The sequence below is a fragment of the Natronocalculus amylovorans genome (assembly GCF_023638035.1).
In the GTDB taxonomy this organism is placed as follows: domain Archaea; phylum Halobacteriota; class Halobacteria; order Halobacteriales; family Haloferacaceae; genus Natronocalculus; species Natronocalculus amylovorans.
In genome coordinates, this window is sequence record NZ_JAKRVX010000002.1 from 661828 (window position 1) to 678245 (window position 16418).

At 52.0% G+C, this 16418-nt stretch carries 16 protein-coding genes; 7 read left to right on the forward strand and 9 right to left on the reverse strand.

Annotated elements, in window-relative coordinates:
• Window positions 1-303: 303 nt before the first annotated feature.
• The 4 genes from AArcSt2_RS07820 to AArcSt2_RS07835 form a co-directional block, all read right to left on the reverse strand.
• On the reverse strand, window positions 304-1815 hold the full coding sequence (locus tag AArcSt2_RS07820) for a TrkH family potassium uptake protein (RefSeq protein WP_174652303.1): 1512 nt from the start codon (window positions 1813-1815) through the stop codon (window positions 304-306).
• Between the two features lies 1 nt (window position 1816).
• Window positions 1817-3154: a Trk system potassium transporter TrkA gene (gene trkA, locus AArcSt2_RS07825; RefSeq protein WP_174652304.1), complete on the reverse strand. Its 1338-nt coding sequence runs from the start codon at window positions 3152-3154 to the stop codon at window positions 1817-1819.
• A 35-nt stretch (window positions 3155-3189) separates the two neighbouring features.
• A complete protein-coding gene (locus tag AArcSt2_RS07830; RefSeq protein ID WP_250583716.1) occupies window positions 3190-3858 on the reverse strand; it encodes a DUF7119 family protein in 669 nt (222 codons plus the stop codon).
• A 63-nt stretch (window positions 3859-3921) separates the two neighbouring features.
• On the reverse strand, window positions 3922-4155 hold the full coding sequence (locus AArcSt2_RS07835; RefSeq protein ID WP_250583718.1) for a hypothetical protein: 234 nt from the start codon (window positions 4153-4155) through the stop codon (window positions 3922-3924).
• A 301-nt stretch (window positions 4156-4456) separates the two neighbouring features.
• Here AArcSt2_RS07835 and AArcSt2_RS07840 point away from each other — a divergent pair, with 301 nt between their 5' ends.
• From AArcSt2_RS07840 to AArcSt2_RS07860, 5 genes are all read left to right on the forward strand, one after another.
• Complete coding sequence (locus tag AArcSt2_RS07840) at window positions 4457-4765, forward strand: DUF8134 family protein (protein ID WP_250583720.1); 309 nt, start codon at window positions 4457-4459, stop codon at window positions 4763-4765.
• Between the two features lie 101 nt (window positions 4766-4866).
• Window positions 4867-6633 (forward strand): nitrite/sulfite reductase, encoded by a 1767-nt coding sequence (locus AArcSt2_RS07845; RefSeq protein ID WP_250583721.1) that lies wholly within the window; start codon window positions 4867-4869, stop codon window positions 6631-6633.
• 296 nt (window positions 6634-6929) lie between these two features.
• Window positions 6930-7886: a DMT family transporter gene (locus AArcSt2_RS07850; protein ID WP_250583723.1), complete on the forward strand. Its 957-nt coding sequence runs from the start codon at window positions 6930-6932 to the stop codon at window positions 7884-7886.
• 51 nt (window positions 7887-7937) lie between these two features.
• On the forward strand, window positions 7938-8222 hold the full coding sequence (locus tag AArcSt2_RS07855; RefSeq protein ID WP_250583725.1) for a DUF6360 family protein: 285 nt from the start codon (window positions 7938-7940) through the stop codon (window positions 8220-8222).
• A gap of 63 nt (window positions 8223-8285) precedes the next feature.
• Complete coding sequence (locus AArcSt2_RS07860) at window positions 8286-9074, forward strand: methyltransferase domain-containing protein (protein WP_250583727.1); 789 nt, start codon at window positions 8286-8288, stop codon at window positions 9072-9074.
• On the opposite strand, the gene AArcSt2_RS07865 is transcribed toward AArcSt2_RS07860, so the two are convergent.
• The 4 genes from AArcSt2_RS07865 to AArcSt2_RS07880 form a co-directional block, all read right to left on the reverse strand.
• Window positions 9075-9863 carry a hypothetical protein gene (locus AArcSt2_RS07865; RefSeq protein ID WP_250583729.1) on the reverse strand — a complete coding sequence of 263 codons (789 nt, stop codon included), beginning with the start codon at window positions 9861-9863 and terminating at the stop codon, window positions 9075-9077.
• Window positions 9864-10001: 138 nt separating this feature from the next.
• Window positions 10002-11234, reverse strand: coding sequence for an MBL fold metallo-hydrolase (locus tag AArcSt2_RS07870; protein ID WP_250583731.1), 1233 nt, complete (start codon window positions 11232-11234; stop codon window positions 10002-10004).
• Window positions 11235-11308: 74 nt separating this feature from the next.
• Complete coding sequence (locus AArcSt2_RS07875; RefSeq protein WP_174652314.1) at window positions 11309-11602, reverse strand: WNWW family protein; 294 nt, start codon at window positions 11600-11602, stop codon at window positions 11309-11311.
• A 48-nt stretch (window positions 11603-11650) separates the two neighbouring features.
• Window positions 11651-12541, reverse strand: coding sequence for a hypothetical protein (locus AArcSt2_RS07880; RefSeq protein WP_250583733.1), 891 nt, complete (start codon window positions 12539-12541; stop codon window positions 11651-11653).
• A gap of 89 nt (window positions 12542-12630) precedes the next feature.
• Between AArcSt2_RS07880 and AArcSt2_RS07885 the strand changes: the two genes are divergently transcribed.
• Window positions 12631-13203: a magnesium transporter gene (locus AArcSt2_RS07885; RefSeq protein WP_174652316.1), complete on the forward strand. Its 573-nt coding sequence runs from the start codon at window positions 12631-12633 to the stop codon at window positions 13201-13203.
• The gene (locus tag AArcSt2_RS07890) at window positions 13200-13871 is read left to right on the forward strand and encodes a magnesium transporter (RefSeq protein ID WP_425493651.1); all 672 of its coding nucleotides are present in this window, start codon (window positions 13200-13202) and stop codon (window positions 13869-13871) included. The genes AArcSt2_RS07885 and AArcSt2_RS07890 overlap by 4 nt, the downstream gene beginning before the upstream one ends.
• Here the strand turns inward: AArcSt2_RS07890 and AArcSt2_RS07895 are convergent.
• Complete coding sequence (locus tag AArcSt2_RS07895; RefSeq protein ID WP_250583735.1) at window positions 13868-16357, reverse strand: heavy metal translocating P-type ATPase; 2490 nt, start codon at window positions 16355-16357, stop codon at window positions 13868-13870. The genes AArcSt2_RS07890 and AArcSt2_RS07895 overlap by 4 nt on opposite strands.
• Window positions 16358-16418 lie beyond the last annotated feature (61 nt).

The window sequence follows — 16418 nt, forward strand, 5'->3', positions numbered from 1 at the left end:
CTGGCTGTTCGAGCCGGGTTGCAATCCGATCGAACGGTGGACTATATTGGACATTCCCCGGGGTAAAACACGAGGTTTGTGCCTGTTCATCTCATAAAGAACGCAAGAATAACTGCTGGCCTAGCCTCGGCCATTGCCAATCCTGGGAGAATAAAATACCACTTCCAATCACTGCCCCATGCTAATTGCAATAACTGCAAACATTTTATTTTTCTTAGGAAAGTGAAAATATGTGAACACCGGACTTCACTTTTATATAGACGTATCCATATTTAAGCGCGTTTGTGGAGCGAAGAAACGGAATTACGACTTCCAGAACGCCTTCGTAAAGAGCACTAGCACAGGGATAATTTCAATTCGACCAATCCACATGAGCACAATCATGACTGCTTTCGTGCTCATTGGAAACACATCGTACGTTCCGTATGGTCCTGCAGCACCGAATGCAGGACCGATATTTAAGAACGTGGAGGCGGCAGCACCCATGGCGTCGAATGCAGGGATCTCGGATCCAGCGCGCTCACCATTCACTACGATAAAAATGGTAAGCAATCCAAAGATGACGATACTGAGGAGAAGATAGGAGTAGATATCACGAATGGTGTCTTCGTCGACCGGTTTTCCAGAGATTCGAACGGGCTTGATCGCTTCGGGGTGGATGCTCGTAAACAGGATCCGACGGAACGATTTCAGCGCAACCAGCCATCGAAGTGATTTGATTGAGCACGTCGTCGACCCGACCATTCCACCCGTGAACATACATAAAAAGAGGAGATATTTTGCGCCGTTTGACCACAGATCAAAATCAATACTTGCGTATCCGGTGGTTGTTACAAGCGACGTGACATTGAACAGCGCATGCCTAATTGTTTCCTCAGTGCCGTACGCTATTTCAGTATCAAAAAAGAGCAACAAGGCAACTAAACTGCTAAAGAAAGCAAGCGTTCCCAAATAAAAATGAAACTCCTGATTTTTTAAGAGTCGCTCGGGCTGGCCATCTATAAAAAAGTACAGCAGAATGAAGCTCGTCGATCCAACAATCATGAACGGGATGACAGCCCACTGGACGATCGGCGCAAACGCACCGATACTCTCCGGCTCAGGAGAAAAGCCAGCGGTCGCTACAGATGTGAATGCGTGTGCAACTGCATTGAATAACGTCATATTCGGGTCAAGACCGGAGACCCCAATACTGTAGAAAACGGCGATCGCGGTCACAGTGATACCAACATACAAGCCCCAAATAAGCCGCGCTGTTTCCGAAATTTTCGGCGTGAGTTTGTTCACGTCTTTTGTCTGCGTTTCGGACTCCATCAGCTGTGCACCACCAACACCAAGCTCAGAAAGAACTGCCGTTGCAAGGATCAAGATACCGAGCCCACCGAGCCACTGAATGAGCTGTCGCCACATCAGAATTGATTGGCTATGGAGTGAGAAATCTTGGAGCACAGTTGCTCCTGTTGTCGTGAGCCCACTCATTGATTCAAAAAGTGCATTTATCGGGTGGGCAATCGTTCCCACGCCAGCAACAACGAATGGGATCGCACCAACAGCAGCGACAAGGAGCCAAATCATCGCAACTGCAAGGAACGCCTCACGCGGACCGAGGTTCTCGTCGGGATCCGAGAGATACCGAAAGTACCCACCAAGCGAGACGGAAACAACAATTGCAGCCACAAATGGGAGTGCTGACTCACCATAGTAGAGCGCAAGCACAAGTGGAAATGCGAGCGGACCTGCAAGGTAGATGAGAACCTCGCCAGTCAACCCAACGCTTGCACGCCAGCCAACACGGATGTTAGAAAAGAAGTTCATATCAAACCATTGAAGTTAAATCGCTTACGTAACGCGTCTCAACAAATATAATTACGTGATCACCGGCCCGTAATCTTGTATCACCACGGGGAGTCACAAACGATCGGTCCCGAGTAATCGCACCAATAACAAGCTGGAAACCGAGCTCAGAAACGAGTTCACTGATTGGCCGATCTATGAGTTCGCTATCCGCAGTTAGTTCAAGTTCAACAACCTCTGCTTGGTCGTTCTCCAGCACTGCAATATTCTCCGCAACCGTTTCATAACTGAATTTGATGATCTCTTCGGCAGTCACTTTTCGTGGGTTGATTGCGACATCAATCCCAATCTCTTCAAAGAGTGTCACATAGTCCCCGCTATCGACGATTGAAATAACACGCTGAGCGCCAACACGTTTTGCTAGCACGGAGGCAAGCAGGTTCTTTTCATCGGATTCGAGAGCTGAAACAACGATATCGGCTTCATCAACATGTTCACGCGAAAGAAATTCAGTATCTGTAGCGTCGTGCTGCATTACCATCGTATGGGGAAGCTTTTCTGCAATCCAGCGAGCACGATCGCGATCTTGTTCAATAAGTCTCGGCTTGAAGTTCCGTTCCTCGAGAAGGCGGGCGGTCTGATAGCCAACTGGACTGCCACCAATGATAACAATCTCATCTGCGGAATCAGGTGTTGCATCCGGAGCAATATCCATCGCAAACGATTGAACACTCTCTGGACTACCGATGACAACAGCACGGTCTGCGGATTCAATAACTGTCTCTCCGGTCGGGAGAATCATTTCACCATGTCTAAATAAAGCTGCGAATGTAAGCGAGTCAAACCGGTCTGCCTCAGCAACCGTTTGACCTGCAACTGGACTATCGTGTCCAATCTCAAACTCTGCCATCTGGACAAGCCCACCGGCAAATGGGTCCACGTCGATCGCAGATGGAAGTCCAACAACACGAACGACATTTTCTGCAGTGAGCAGATCAGTACAGACAATAAAGTCGGCACCGAACGCGTTCTCTGTTCGCTTCCATGTGTGAAGATACTCGACACTTTTTGTCCGAGCAATCGTGAACGGGTCGCCGATCGTTTTTGCAGTTCCACATGCAACAAGATTTGTTTGATCGTTATCCGTGCTCGCAATGAACAGATCAGCATTATCAACCCGAGCCTCCTCAAGCGCTGACAGTGTAGTCCCATCGCCAACAAATGCCAACACATCAAGGTCATATTTGAGAGACTCCACGCGGTCATCATCAACATCAACCACGACGACATCGTGGTCCGCTGCAAGACTGGCTGCGATCGTTGTTCCAACCTCGCCAGCACCAACAATGACCACATACATACACCCAGCGAGTAGCCCAACAACTAAATTGGTTACTATTGTGCCGTTTTGTCGGCAAAAAATGTCGAAAGTGCCGCTGAGACGATCTCATCAGGCGACTGATTCTGCATCGAGGCGGCTCGGCGGAGTTCAATATACGTCTCAAGCGGAAGTTGAATCTCAAGCGCACCTGGAATGACGTTGTAGGCTCGAAGCGCATCTTCGACCGGCGTCCCATCATTAACATCGCTTGCAATCGATCGGACATCGCGAACCGTCAGGTCGCCATCTAATACAGCCCATGCGATCGCATAGCGAGCTTCACCGGGGACACGAGCAATATGTTTTGCCGCAGTAGGGGCGATATGCCCACGAGCAACGTGTCGGCGGATCGCCTGCGGGAGATCGTGAACACGGGCCCATTTTCTGATGAACGAGACGGAGACGTCACCTCCTGCACGCTCGGCTGCAGCCTTATATGAGCCAACACCACGAACCAGCGCCGCGCACGCTGCTGCGCCACGAAGCATGATTACATTATCGTCTGCGCCAACTGTGTTCTCAGAGAACTGTCGGACAACCTTGGCTGCTTCAGCCACACTTTCGGGGTCGTCAGGATCGAACCCGATCGCTTCGGCGGCACGCTCACCCGTGATTTCGGGGTCGGCACGAACAACAGGGGCGCCAACTGGCGATCGACGATTCGATGCAGGCTCCTCAGTCATGGTTCCAATATTCGTGTGATGGGTCAAAAGCCCAGTGTACTGTGGCAGTCTTCGCGGTGTGTGTCACAGTGAATCCTCACGCTGCGCGGAAAGATGCTCCCAAACTTCAGTGCATCCAGCACCGTCGGAGAGGCCTGCAAGATGTTCGGTATCGTCTGTCTCGGCGTCAGCGTCAGCGTCAGCGTCTTCATCAGTCGAATCAGCTTCAGCGTCGAGTTCGGTTTTTTTGTCGTTTTCATATGATTCCTTGTTTGTCTCGTCGCCAGCACCGTCTGTATGGTGGGTTAGCTTACTCATCAGCCACCTCCTCGGATCGATCGTACAGTTCAGGTGCAACGTCTGCAGAGGTATGTTGAATAACAGATTTGGACGGTAGTGTCATCAAAACCCTATTTTATGGCTGAAGGGATAACCCCGTTCGAAGTTGTAACACATACCTGTGATTCTGGATACCGGATGATGTTGCAGCTAGCTTGGAGGCGGCTAAACGGCAGAATCCGGGGACAGCAGAGAGATCAGTTAGCTATGCCCGTCACCAACAGAGTCAGCCGTTGCAGTATGGCGAGACTACAGGGTCGAGCATCCCATACCGTAGTGTATGAGCGTTGCAGTTCGAATCCTCGATGATGGGGCGTGGCTCTCGGTTAACGATGAACGGCAGGTGAGCGTGAGTGAGCTCTGGCGGCTTAATGCGCCCGAATTTTGTCAGTGTGAGCAGACGGACTTTCTTGCAGAGGGGTTTTTATCAGCCCGATCGAGCGGTCGAACGGTGACGGTCGAAACCTATGGACAGTGCATCGCGTGTGGGAGCAGTGGAACGGTTGGACACGTCCCTGTCGGAGAAATTATACACGGTGAATTCTACGGGTACGACCGTGAGGGCGATGTGTTAACGCCGGTTGCGTGATATACTGAGACAGAACCGGCAACATCATCCTTGTTTTCGAAGCACCGGGAAGGGTTGACGCGGTAGTTGTCCGTTTACGTATGGCAGGTAGAACGATAGATATGCCAACTGACGTGGAGCGATGGAAATCAGAGGTGTACGGAAACGAGATCCGTGAGCACCTCTATCGGTTTGCCGAAACCGGGTGGGGTTCGATCCCTGATGATGAACGGGACGAGTGGTTTGAACGATTTAAATGGTGGGGACTGTACCACCAGCGGAACGGTCAAGAAAGCTACTTTATGATGCGGATTGGGACGCCAAACGGCGTCCTTGAGCCAGGACAAACAAAAGTCATTGCAGACGTGGCAAACAAGTATGCAACTGGGCCGGTCGAAAACCCGGAGTTTGGAAACGCATACGTCGATTGGACAACCCGACAGTCAATCCAGCTGCATTGGATCAAACTTGAAGACATTCCTGATATTTTTGAGACGTTAGAGGCGAACGGTCTCTCAACGCAACAGGCCTGTGGTGACTCATGGCGAAACATTGTCGGCAATCCGATGGCCGGGAAAGCGCCGGAGTTTGTTGATGCGCTGCCTGTGATTCATGAACTGAACGATCGGTTCAAAGGCAATGATGACCACTCGAACCTGCCACGAAAATGGAAAGTGTCCGTGACTGGGTCTGCAGACGGCTCCGGACAAGGAGATATCAACGACCTTGCGCTTGAGCCTGCATACAAGCAGATTAACCGGAAAGAGGTTCGTGGATTCAATATTCGTGTTGGAGGTGGACTCGCACGAAACGAACCACGGCTTGCGCGTGATATTGATGTGTTCGTTGAGCCATCGGAGGCAGCAGACGTTGCAGCAGGTATCTCTGCACTGTTCCGTGAGCATGGTGACAGAGAAAACCGGTACAACGCACGCATCAAATTCCTTGTTGATGAGTGGGGGCCGGAGAAACTACGGCGCGTCTTGCAGGAGGAGTTTGTTGACTTCGAGTTGAAATCAGCGGGAACGGATCTCCGAGATGAGTACACCTACAATGCTGGTGGAGAACATGGCGATCTGATCGGCGTCCACGAGCAACGCGATGGGAAGTATTACCTCGGACTCAATGTGCTTGTTGGGCGGATGGGTGCGGATGACACTGCCGAGCTTGCACGTCTTGCAGATACCTACGGCTCCGGGAGTGTCCGAGTGACACAACGACAGAATGTCATTATCGCCGATGTCCCAGAATCAAAGCTAGATGCCCTGCTTGCGGAGGATCTACTTGAACACTACTCGCCGAACCCGCATCCGTTTATGCGTGGCTCTGTCGCCTGTACGGGGACCGAGTTCTGTTCGCTGTCGATCGTCGAAACAAAGAACCGGCAGGTGCGGTTTGCACGATGGCTCAAAGAGAACGTGGCGCTTCCGGACGGCGTTGAAGAGTTCCACATCCACCTTTCAGGCTGTACGGCATCATGTGCACAGCCACAGATCGCAGATATCTCACTGCGAGGGATGAAAACACGAAAGAACGGCGAAGCAGTCGAGGCGCTCGACATTGGTCTTGGCGGTGGACTCGGAGAGAACCCACAGTTCGCTTCATGGGTCGGTCAGCGCGTCCCTGTTGATGAAGTTCCTGGCGCGGTCAAGAACCTGCTTGCTACGTTCGAGGACCATCGGGATGGGAATGAAACATTCCGTGAGTTCATCGCACGCCACGACGAAGAGGAGCTTGAAGCATTCATCGAACCGGAGGAAACGAGCTACGAGGACCCATTCATGCACAATACCAAACTCACATGGTACCCATATGCCGAAGATGATTCCATGGATGCAAGCCCAGCACCGGCACATCCTGACGGGACGCCAATTGCAAGCGACGACTAATCGGCACAAAATTGCGTGCGTGTTCTGTGAGGAACACGTGACAACCCGTATTTTGTACGTATTTCAAATTTGTCAGTGGTAATGACAAACACAAACATACAGAACCCATTCGTCACTGTTTGTCACGACAAGCAACCTACCGACAAACATTTAAACAAAAATATCCGACTATTGTATGAGGAGTTAAACGTGAGGTTACGTTATCCAAACGCATGTCATCGAATCGTTCATCAGATCCCCGGTTTCGAGCGCCGTAATACAGCACGGGCTATGGCGCAGAAACCGGGGGTCAACCGATGAGAATCGGTTCAACCCTCTCGTTGTTCGTGATCGCGTCGATCGGCCTCGGAACCTCGTTCGTCGGGATCGAAACCGGATTGGCCGCGGTGCCGCCGGTGTTGTTTGCCGCGTTCAGATTTGACTTTGCAGCGGTGCTCCTGTTGGGCTTTGTGGCATACAGATACGAAATCTGGACACCACAGTCGCGAAATGACGTGTTTGCGATCGTTGCAAGCGGTGTCTTCGTTGTTGCAATCAACAACGGGCTGCTCTTTGTTGGCCAGCAGTACACGACCAGCGGTGCTGCAGCAGTCACCTACGGACTGTTGCCTGTGATTTCACCGCTCTTTGCGTTCCTGCTGCTGAGCGATCGAGTCTCTGCGATCGATTTTGGTGGCATCTTGGTAGGCCTTGTTGGTGTACTGATCCTTGTCTCGCCAACACCAGGCTCGCTTGGTGACAGTACCTACGGCCAGTCGTTGATTGCGATCGCCGCACTCAGCATTGCATTGGGAAGTGTCGCCACAAAGCGATTCAAGCCAACGCTTGCAATGCTACCACTGTCAGCGTGGGCGATGGCGCTTGGTGCAGTATTGTTGCACATAACAAGTGTTGCGATCGGTGAGACAACGTCCATTGCGTGGACACCGGAGACACTCACAGCGGTGGTCTACGTTGGTATTCCAGGGACAGCGGTTGCATACGGTGCGTACTTCCTCCTGATTGCACAAGCAGGACCGGTGCATGCCAACCTTGTCGCGTACACTGTCCCAGCGGTGGCAACCGTGAGTGGCTGGCTTGTGCTCGGAGAGGTACTCTCAGCAACGACAGTCATTGGATTCTTCATAATCCTTGCAGGGTTCGTTGTCATACAGCGATCGGCTGTGCGTGAGCTACGTGACAACTACCGTAGACCACCAGGATATGAGGAAACAGCCACCACAGATCGCACCGAGTTTGTCACAGACGACTGAAACTGTTGACGCGAGCGACACCCATTTTTGACTTGGAGTTCGATCCTCTGTATGCCAGATCGACTGCTTCGAGTAAACGCCTACACAACATTTGACCTGCTGGATGGAGAAGCCGTTGGACATGACTTTTCCGAGAGTGCACTTGCTGTCCTCAATGTAACTGCGCCTCGAAAAAATCCGGATCATGTGAAACTTGAGTTCGAATTGGACAATACACAACTTGAGCAGCTCCCAGCACACGCCGATCGTGTACGACTCTCCGCAGCTGAAGCTCGGACACTTGCGGCCGAGTTAGAAAAATATGCAACACGTGTTGACGAAGCCACAGAGGAGTAGCCGCCAGAGTATGTGATACAAGCGTGCAATCGAACTATACGATTCCGGAGAGTGCGTTGTGTAATGACTGATTCGTGGGATCCACAGCTCTACGACGGGGCGCACGCATTTGTCCATGAGTACGGCGAGGATGTATTGGAACTGCTTGCACCACAGACTGGTGAGCAAATTATTGATCTTGGCTGTGGAACCGGCCATTTAGCCGCCGCAATTGCAGACAATGGTGTAGATGTGACTGGCATCGATGCAGACCAAGAGATGATACACGAGGCTCGAAACACCTATCCACAGCAGACATTCATTCACGCGACTGCACAGCGCCTCTCTGCGATCGAGACACTCCCAGAAACGGTCGACGCCGTGTTCACGAATGCAGCGCTCCATTGGATCCCGGAAACGGATCAGCAGCTGGTGGCAGACAGTGTGTTTGAACGACTTCGAGCAGGTGGGCGATTTGTTGGGGAGTTTGGTGGCTACAGAAATGTGCATGCGATCGAGTCTGCACTCAAAGCGGAACTAACGGCTCGCGGACACCAGTTTGAGAATCCGTGGTACTTCCCGTCGATCGGGACCTACAGCCAGCTTCTCGAAGCGGCAGGGTTTGAAATCCGATATATGCGGCTGTTCGATCGGCCAACTGAACTCGAAGACGGTCCGAAAGGATTGCGAAACTGGCTCGAAATGTTCACCGATTCGTTTTTTAAATATGTTGAGCCGGCAGAGCGGGATTCGCTCTGTTCGGCAGTTGAAGCACGACTCAGGGGGCAACTATACGACACAAACAGCAACACATGGACCGCAGATTATCGGCGGCTTCGGTTTGTTGCTGTCGTCCCGGAGCACAGACCGTAATTATCGGCCGATTGCGGCCATCAGTTCATCGCCACGCTCTGCGATCGCAATGAACAAAATAGCCCACAAGACAACAACAAAACCAAGAACAACACCAAGGCTGGATCCCTGTTCTACACCCGGATACACGATCGATCCGACACCGATTACGAGCATGAAGAATGCAGCTGCATATGCAGGGAACCGCCAGCCGGTGCCACGGAAGCTCGCATGGATTGAGAGCGCGCCAACTGCCAGCGCAGCAGTAGCCATAAAGAGGTAGTGTTCGAAACCAGCGTGTGCATCAGTGAGACTGAGCTGAGAAAGCAGCTGATTCGTTGCAAAGGCGATCGCACCCACTGTCGTGACGGCTGCCATCGCAGCCATTCGTCGATCAAGCGTCTCAACAGACGGCAGTTGTGAACGACCTGCTGGGTGAACGATTGCCATGACAGTAAGCAGTCCGAGGAGAATAATGAACACTGGAGAGAAGCCGGATCCAATGGTGAATACGATACTAAAAAGTCCCCAAATAATGAGTGAGCTATGAAGTGCACCAACGCGTTTTGCGGGCTGGACTGCTTGGGCAACAACACCCAAAAGCAACAGACCAAACACGCTCCCGAGAACAAAATGGTGGAGTTCGTGTGTCGGATAGATATAGCCGCCAAGAATAATACCGGTCCAAAACAGCATTGGCTCGGAGAATGCAGGGACAGAGAGAGCTAAAAACCCAACGCCTGCGAGGGCAAAGACAGGGAGTTTGAGACTCCTAATCGAAAGGTTTGTGAGAGCGGTACGAGTGCTCATCGGTTGGCCTCACTCTTGAACGCAATTGTGCAATCATTTGACGGGCCGAATGGAGTTTTTTGGATACTAACCATGATTCTCAGCCGAACGATGATGGGAGTGTATAAAATACTATATAATTCAGTGAAACTGATATTTTCAAACGGTGATTACCTCACCCAACGTCGGTGCTGTGGCGGTATATCCATCCTCACGGAGTTCGGCCGCGAACCGATCGGTTGAATCGCCATGATTGAGCAGGATTGTCGCCTCCTCGTATGAGGAAAGAAACGATCGAAGTCCATCATGATCAGCGTGTGCGGAGAAATCAAAGAGGTCGACTTGTGCTGAGACCGGATAGATCCCACCGTTGAGTTGACAGCGCCCAGTTTCGAGCAGTTCACGGCCAGGGGTTCCGTCAACCTGATACCCAGTCAATGCAATCCGGTTCTTTGGATGGGTCCGTATTGCTGGAATATATGTCATGGCAGGGCCACCAGTCAACATGCCAGAGGTAGTTACAATGACCGTGTTATCTCTCGCAATTCGTTTTCGTTGTCCATCACGGCCGGTGACAAATCGGGCATGTCGCTTCGCGCGGGCGAGCGCGTCCGGGTCACGAAGAAACGTCGGATGGTCTCGGACGATCGACAGCACTTCTTGGCCCATTCCATCAACGTAACAGTCGATATCGTGTGCCTCACAGACCATGAGCAGCTCTTGAGTCCGGCCGATCGCAAACGCAGGTACGACAACGGTACCACCCTCCCAAACCGTCGTTTTGACCTGCTCGGCAAACGAACGTTCGACGGCCGATCGACCCTCATGTGTTACATCAGCGTATGTTGATTCACAGATGACAACATCCGCATCCGGTCTCTCGGTTGTCCCGGAGAGTAATCGAGTATCATCCGTGTGAAAATCACCGGAATATAACAGCGTTGTCTCTCCGTCATCAACAAGCACATGTGCCGAGCCGGGAATATGACCTGCGTTATAAAATGTGATCTCATGGCCCGCTGCGTCAAACGGCTCGTTGTAGCCGTGTCGCCGATCGACTTCCGTCATCCGCGCGGCGTGGGCATCAGTAAACGGGCAGGCCATTGTCCCGCCGTGGAGTTTGAGCGTATCACGCGCAAGCACCTGTGCAAGGCGGGCGGTCGGTGGTGTCCAGTGAATCTCGGGGCGATCGGCCCCTGAAAGCAACGACGGGAGCGCACCAACATGATCAAGATGACCGTGTGAGACAACAATAGCATCCGGAGAGACGTTTCCAAGAGGATACTGCGGTGGGTTGGCTGTGAGCGAGCCGTAATCCAAAAGCAGCCGATCGTTGACGAGGATTGCGCTCCTGCCAACCTCGCCTGCCGCGCCTAAAAACTGCAGTTTCATACGGAGAGTAGTAACTCAAACTGTTTTCATGCGTCGGTTACAGGAGGCGATCGAAGGGGCCGAAATGAGTAGAACTAGCGGTTGAGTTCGGGTTCATCAGAGAGGTGGTGAATCGTAAACTGCTGGTAGCCGCCATACGCAATGTCCAATGCACCCATCCACCAGTTCCAGCGTTCTGTGAGGCTGTGTTCTTCAGGTGCATCTGAGAGATGCGTAATGAGTTCATCGACGGTCAGTGCATGGCCACGGTCGCGTTCATCCAGTCCGGAGTCAACAAGGTCACGAGCCTGTCGACAGAGGACGCGACGCTCCTTGGCGGTGCTCTCAAACGTCCGTGCAAGCTCTTTGTCGAGTTTGTTGATATCCACATTGGTACTACGTGCCACACATATATGAGTGACACGGCAGTATTTCGCTCACCGTGCCGCAATAAGCAGCCCAACAAACACACCAAACACCGAGAGATAGCCCACAATACCAATGAGGTCACGGTCTGCACCGGTCAGATACATCCCGATCGGAACTGCGACTGACACGAACGCGATGAGTACGCCCGCAATTTTGATTCGGGTGTCCGTTTGTGATCGCGTCGGTTGTTTTGATTGGAGCGTTTCAAGCGCAGATACAACCGCCTCACGCTTCCTCGTTGGGAGTAGAATCACTCCTGGGCCGCTCAAACCTGCTTGCCCACCGGAGATCCAAATTGCAGTCACAGAGCCGATCGACACGGCTTGATACCGTTTCAGTCCACGCAGTGTGAGTGTCTGTGGTCCATCGTGAAACCGCCCCTGTCTGTCGAATGTACGTTTGAACTCCGCGCGGTCAAGGTCAATGTGAGCCGTGCCGCCGCTACCACGAGTGATCGGAATCGTGAGCAGTAACAGAGGAAGGAAGATCGTCATAAAGGGGAGTTGTGTATACCGGGTCATGACGATGAGTAGTATGAGAATCCCTCCCGCAGCAATCATACTTCGGAGAAACTCACGAGCAGAGCCGATCGGCAACACGGTGTACAGCAGCGAGACAATTCCTTTTGTTTGGAACAGCGACGATCGGTCGGATGCACTCGTTCCGTACAATCCAATACCATACACAAGGATGTGCAAAAACAGTGCATAGATGATGACAACAAGGACGGCCAGTTCGACTCCGCCGAGTGCGAGCGGGATGGTCAGCGTGCCAATAAACACAAAAAATCCGATGAATAGCAGTTTGAGACCGTCGTAGATCGAAGCACAAAACAATCGAAACCGTGGAAATGTTGGAACCGTCCACGAGACCGAAGACGGGGTGTTATTGGAGGGCATCAACAGTATCTGTTGTACAGAAATCATATATGTGTATGTGGTCCGATCAAGCACGCGGGGTTTATCAACACAAACCATGACATGTCTGTATGGCCGGACGGAGTTCAGCATGGGATATCTATCGACAGGCAATGCCGGTTATTTTTATCAGTCTTATTGCAGGATTGTTCGCAGGCACCGTATTGGGAAGCGAAACAATGCGTAATGGCATCGAAAGTGTACCCGGAATCCTTGTTCTACTGCCTGCGTTCTTGGCGACACGTGGTGGTGTCTACGGATCGCTCGGTGCACGAATCTCAAGTGGCCTTCATCAAGGAATTATCGAGCCCCGATTTACCTTCGATAAACGGCTCTCAAATGCAGTGATTGCATCATTTATTAACGGGATGGTAGTATCCATATTTATTGCAGTTGTTGCATTCGTTGTTGTTGGGTTGCTCGGAAGAGGCGGAAATCTGATTGAACTTGTCGGAATTATGGCGATTGCAGGGTTTTTATCTGCGATATTAATGCTAACAGTGCTTGTCAGCGTCGTATTCATCGGCTACCGAAAAGGGATTGATCCGGACAACCTCGTCGGTCCGATCGTCACAACACTGGGAGATGTCTTTGGTGTCATCTTCTTGCTCATTGCAATCTACGTTGTGGGGTTGGTTGTATGACAGATATCGACGCTGGAGAGAATCTAACCGGAATGAGTGACTCACTGAGCGAGATTTATGACGATCTTCTCGAGGGTGATGAAGAACCGGAGCCGGAGACGCTCCTAGACCGACTTGACGAAGAGTGGAGTATCCGTCGAATGGTTGTTACAATGGTTCCGCTGCTTGTAGCACTGTCCGTATTGCAGATGGTGTCAGGCTCCGTGCTTGAGTCGTTTGAGGATGTCCTGTTAGAAACACCATCGCTGCTTATTTTAGTCCCCGTTCAGATCGGTACCGCAGGAAACCTTGGCTCAATTATGTGTTCACGGCTCTCAACACAGCTGCATTTAGGAACATTCGAACTATCGATCGACAATCATGATGTTCAATCAAACTCGCTTGCAGTGTTGGGTCTCGGATTCACGGTGTTCACACTGGTTGGTGTTGCTGCATGGGCGATCGGACAAGCACTCGGCGGAACGCTCACGCTCGTGGAGGTGATGACGATATCGCTGATAAGTGGGATGCTCTTATCGGTGTTCGTTGTCGTTGTGAGTCTGCTTGCAGTGTATGGTTCATTCAAATTAGGATACAATCCGGACGATACAACAATCCCTGTTGTAACAAACGTGTGTGATATTACTGGTGTCTTAATTCTGTTCGCCGTTGTCGCAATCGTCCTCTAGACAGATTCAATCGCCTCCGGCGGTGTTTCTGGCTCGATACCCGCAAGCCGCATCGCGTTGCTCGTTACCCCCAAACTCATTCCCATATCACCAACGACGATCGCAACAAGCACAGAAACATAGCCGAACGGTGCACCGATTGCAAGCACCGCCTTCACCGCAAGGCTTGAGCCGATATTCTGTTTGATCACTGACTCTGATTTCGCTGATAACGAGTAGAGGTACGGAAGCTTTGTGAGATCGTCAGCCATGAGGGCGATGTCTGCGGTTTCGATCGCGGCATCCGTACCAGCGGCACCCATTGCAATGCCAACCGTTGCAGTTGCGAGTGCTGGTGCGTCGTTGATACCATCACCAACCATTGCAACGCCACCCGCAGTTTCAGCGTCAAGCTCTCTGATTGCTGCAACCTTTTCGGCTGGAAGCAGCCCCGCCCGAATCTCATCGACACCGACCTGATTGCCAATCGCGTGAGCCGTTCGTTCGTTATCGCCAGTGAGCATGACAACGCGGGAAATTCCGAGTTCGTTGAGTCGATCGACCATCCACGCCGCTTCTGGTCGAACCGTATCAGCGACTGCAATCACACCTTCAATCTCATCTTCCGTTCCGACAAGAATGACTGTCTTTCCTTCCTGCTGGAGGCGTGGGATTGTCTCGTTTCGAAGGTCAAGATAACTACCATGTGCACAGGATTGAATATCATCTTCGGCAGTCTTCGAGATTGTGACGCCACCGTCTGTTTTGAGATGTGTGTGCTCAAGCGAAAACCCAAGCTCTGCGAACAGCCCTGGTTTTCCAGCGTAGTGTGTTACACCATCAAGTTCGGCACGGACGCCTTTTCCAGGGAGTGCTTCGAACTGTGCGATCGATCGGATCGGAGCAGCAGCGGTGTCAGCATACTCGACAATCGCGGCTGCAATTGGGTGTTCGCTCCGGCGTTCGATCGAGCCTGCACACGCAAGTACGTCTGTCTCGTCATTTCCATTGAGTGCAATGACGTCAGTAACCTGCAACTCTCCAGTTGTAAGCGTCCCTGTCTTGTCGAGCGCAACGGTGTCAACTGTCGCCATCGATTCAAGATGTGCTCCACCTTTGATGAGGACGCCATTTCGTGCGGCGCTTGTGAGTCCGGAGACAACGCTAACTGGTGTTGAGATGACAAACGCACATGGGCACGCGATAACAATAAGCGTGAGTCCACGAACAAACCATTCGGTAAACGGTGCACCGAAAACCAGTGGCGGGATCGTCATTGTGAGCAGTGCACCAACGACGATAATCGGCGTATAGATCGCTGCAAACCGATCGACGAACTGTTCTCGCTCGGTTTGTTCGGCTTCTGCGTCTGCAACAAGCTCAATAACCTGTGCAAGGGTGGATTCTCCAGCAGGTGCAGTGGCTTCGATCGCAAGGAACCCCTCCGTATTACGAGTGCCCGCATACACCTCATCACCGACAGTTTTGTCCACCGGAACGCTCTCGCCGGTAACAGGAGACTCATCAAGCGCGCTGTGCCCGTCAATCACAACACCATCGAGTGGAACGTTCTCACCAGGCCGGACAACAACCGTCTCGCCAACCGAAATCTCCTCAACTGGGACAACCACCTCTTCTCCATTCCGCCGAACCGTTGCCGTATCTGGTGAGAGTTCGAGCAGTTCGGTCAACGAATTGCGGGCCCGATCGATCGAGTAGCGCTCAAGCAGTTCTGCAATGCTATACAGTACCGCCAGCGTTGCAGCCTCAAACGGAAGCCCGACGACCAACGCCCCGGTGATTCCCGCACTCATTAATAGGTCAATATCGAGCTGTCTGGTTCGCACCGAAATGAGCCCATTCCGGAGAATTGCAGTTCCTGCAACAACAACCGCGAGAACATAGAGCAGCCAGTCGATCGAAACAGTCCAGAGCCAGATTGTTGTGAACGTCGTATTGAATGCAGGAATGAACCATTCAAATACAACACCAGTGAGGAGCAACACTGCACCGATCGCTGTTTTGACTGCCCGTGGTGTTTTCCAGAGCTGTGGCTGTGTGTCACGCTTGGATTCAACGACCGCATAGCCGGTCTGTTCGATCGTCGCAGCAAGCTCGCCGACAGAGGATTGTGCAGGATCATACGTTACAACGACCGTCCCGCTCGTTGGACGCGTGTCGATCGAAACAACGCCCGAGAGCTCGTTCAGTGCAGCGTCAACCTTTCCAGCACAAGCGGAGCAATCCATCGATGGAACTGAGAACCGCTCCTGCTGTGTGGTTGTAACTGGGTAGCCAAGCGAACCGAGTGCCTCCGTGATTGTTTCGGCGGTTATGCTGGTTGCGTCGTAGGTCACAACCACAGTGCCACTCGTCGGTCGTGTCTCCACGTCCAAGATCGCATCAAGATTGCCGAGCCCACGTTCAACTTTCCCGGCACAGGATGGGCAGTCCATGTCAGGAACAACAAACTGAACAGTCTCGTTGTCAGTCGACTGCATACTCATTAGTGACCCCTATGAATCGAGTAGATATTAACTCAGCTGCGAAAATAGAGCGTATTTTATT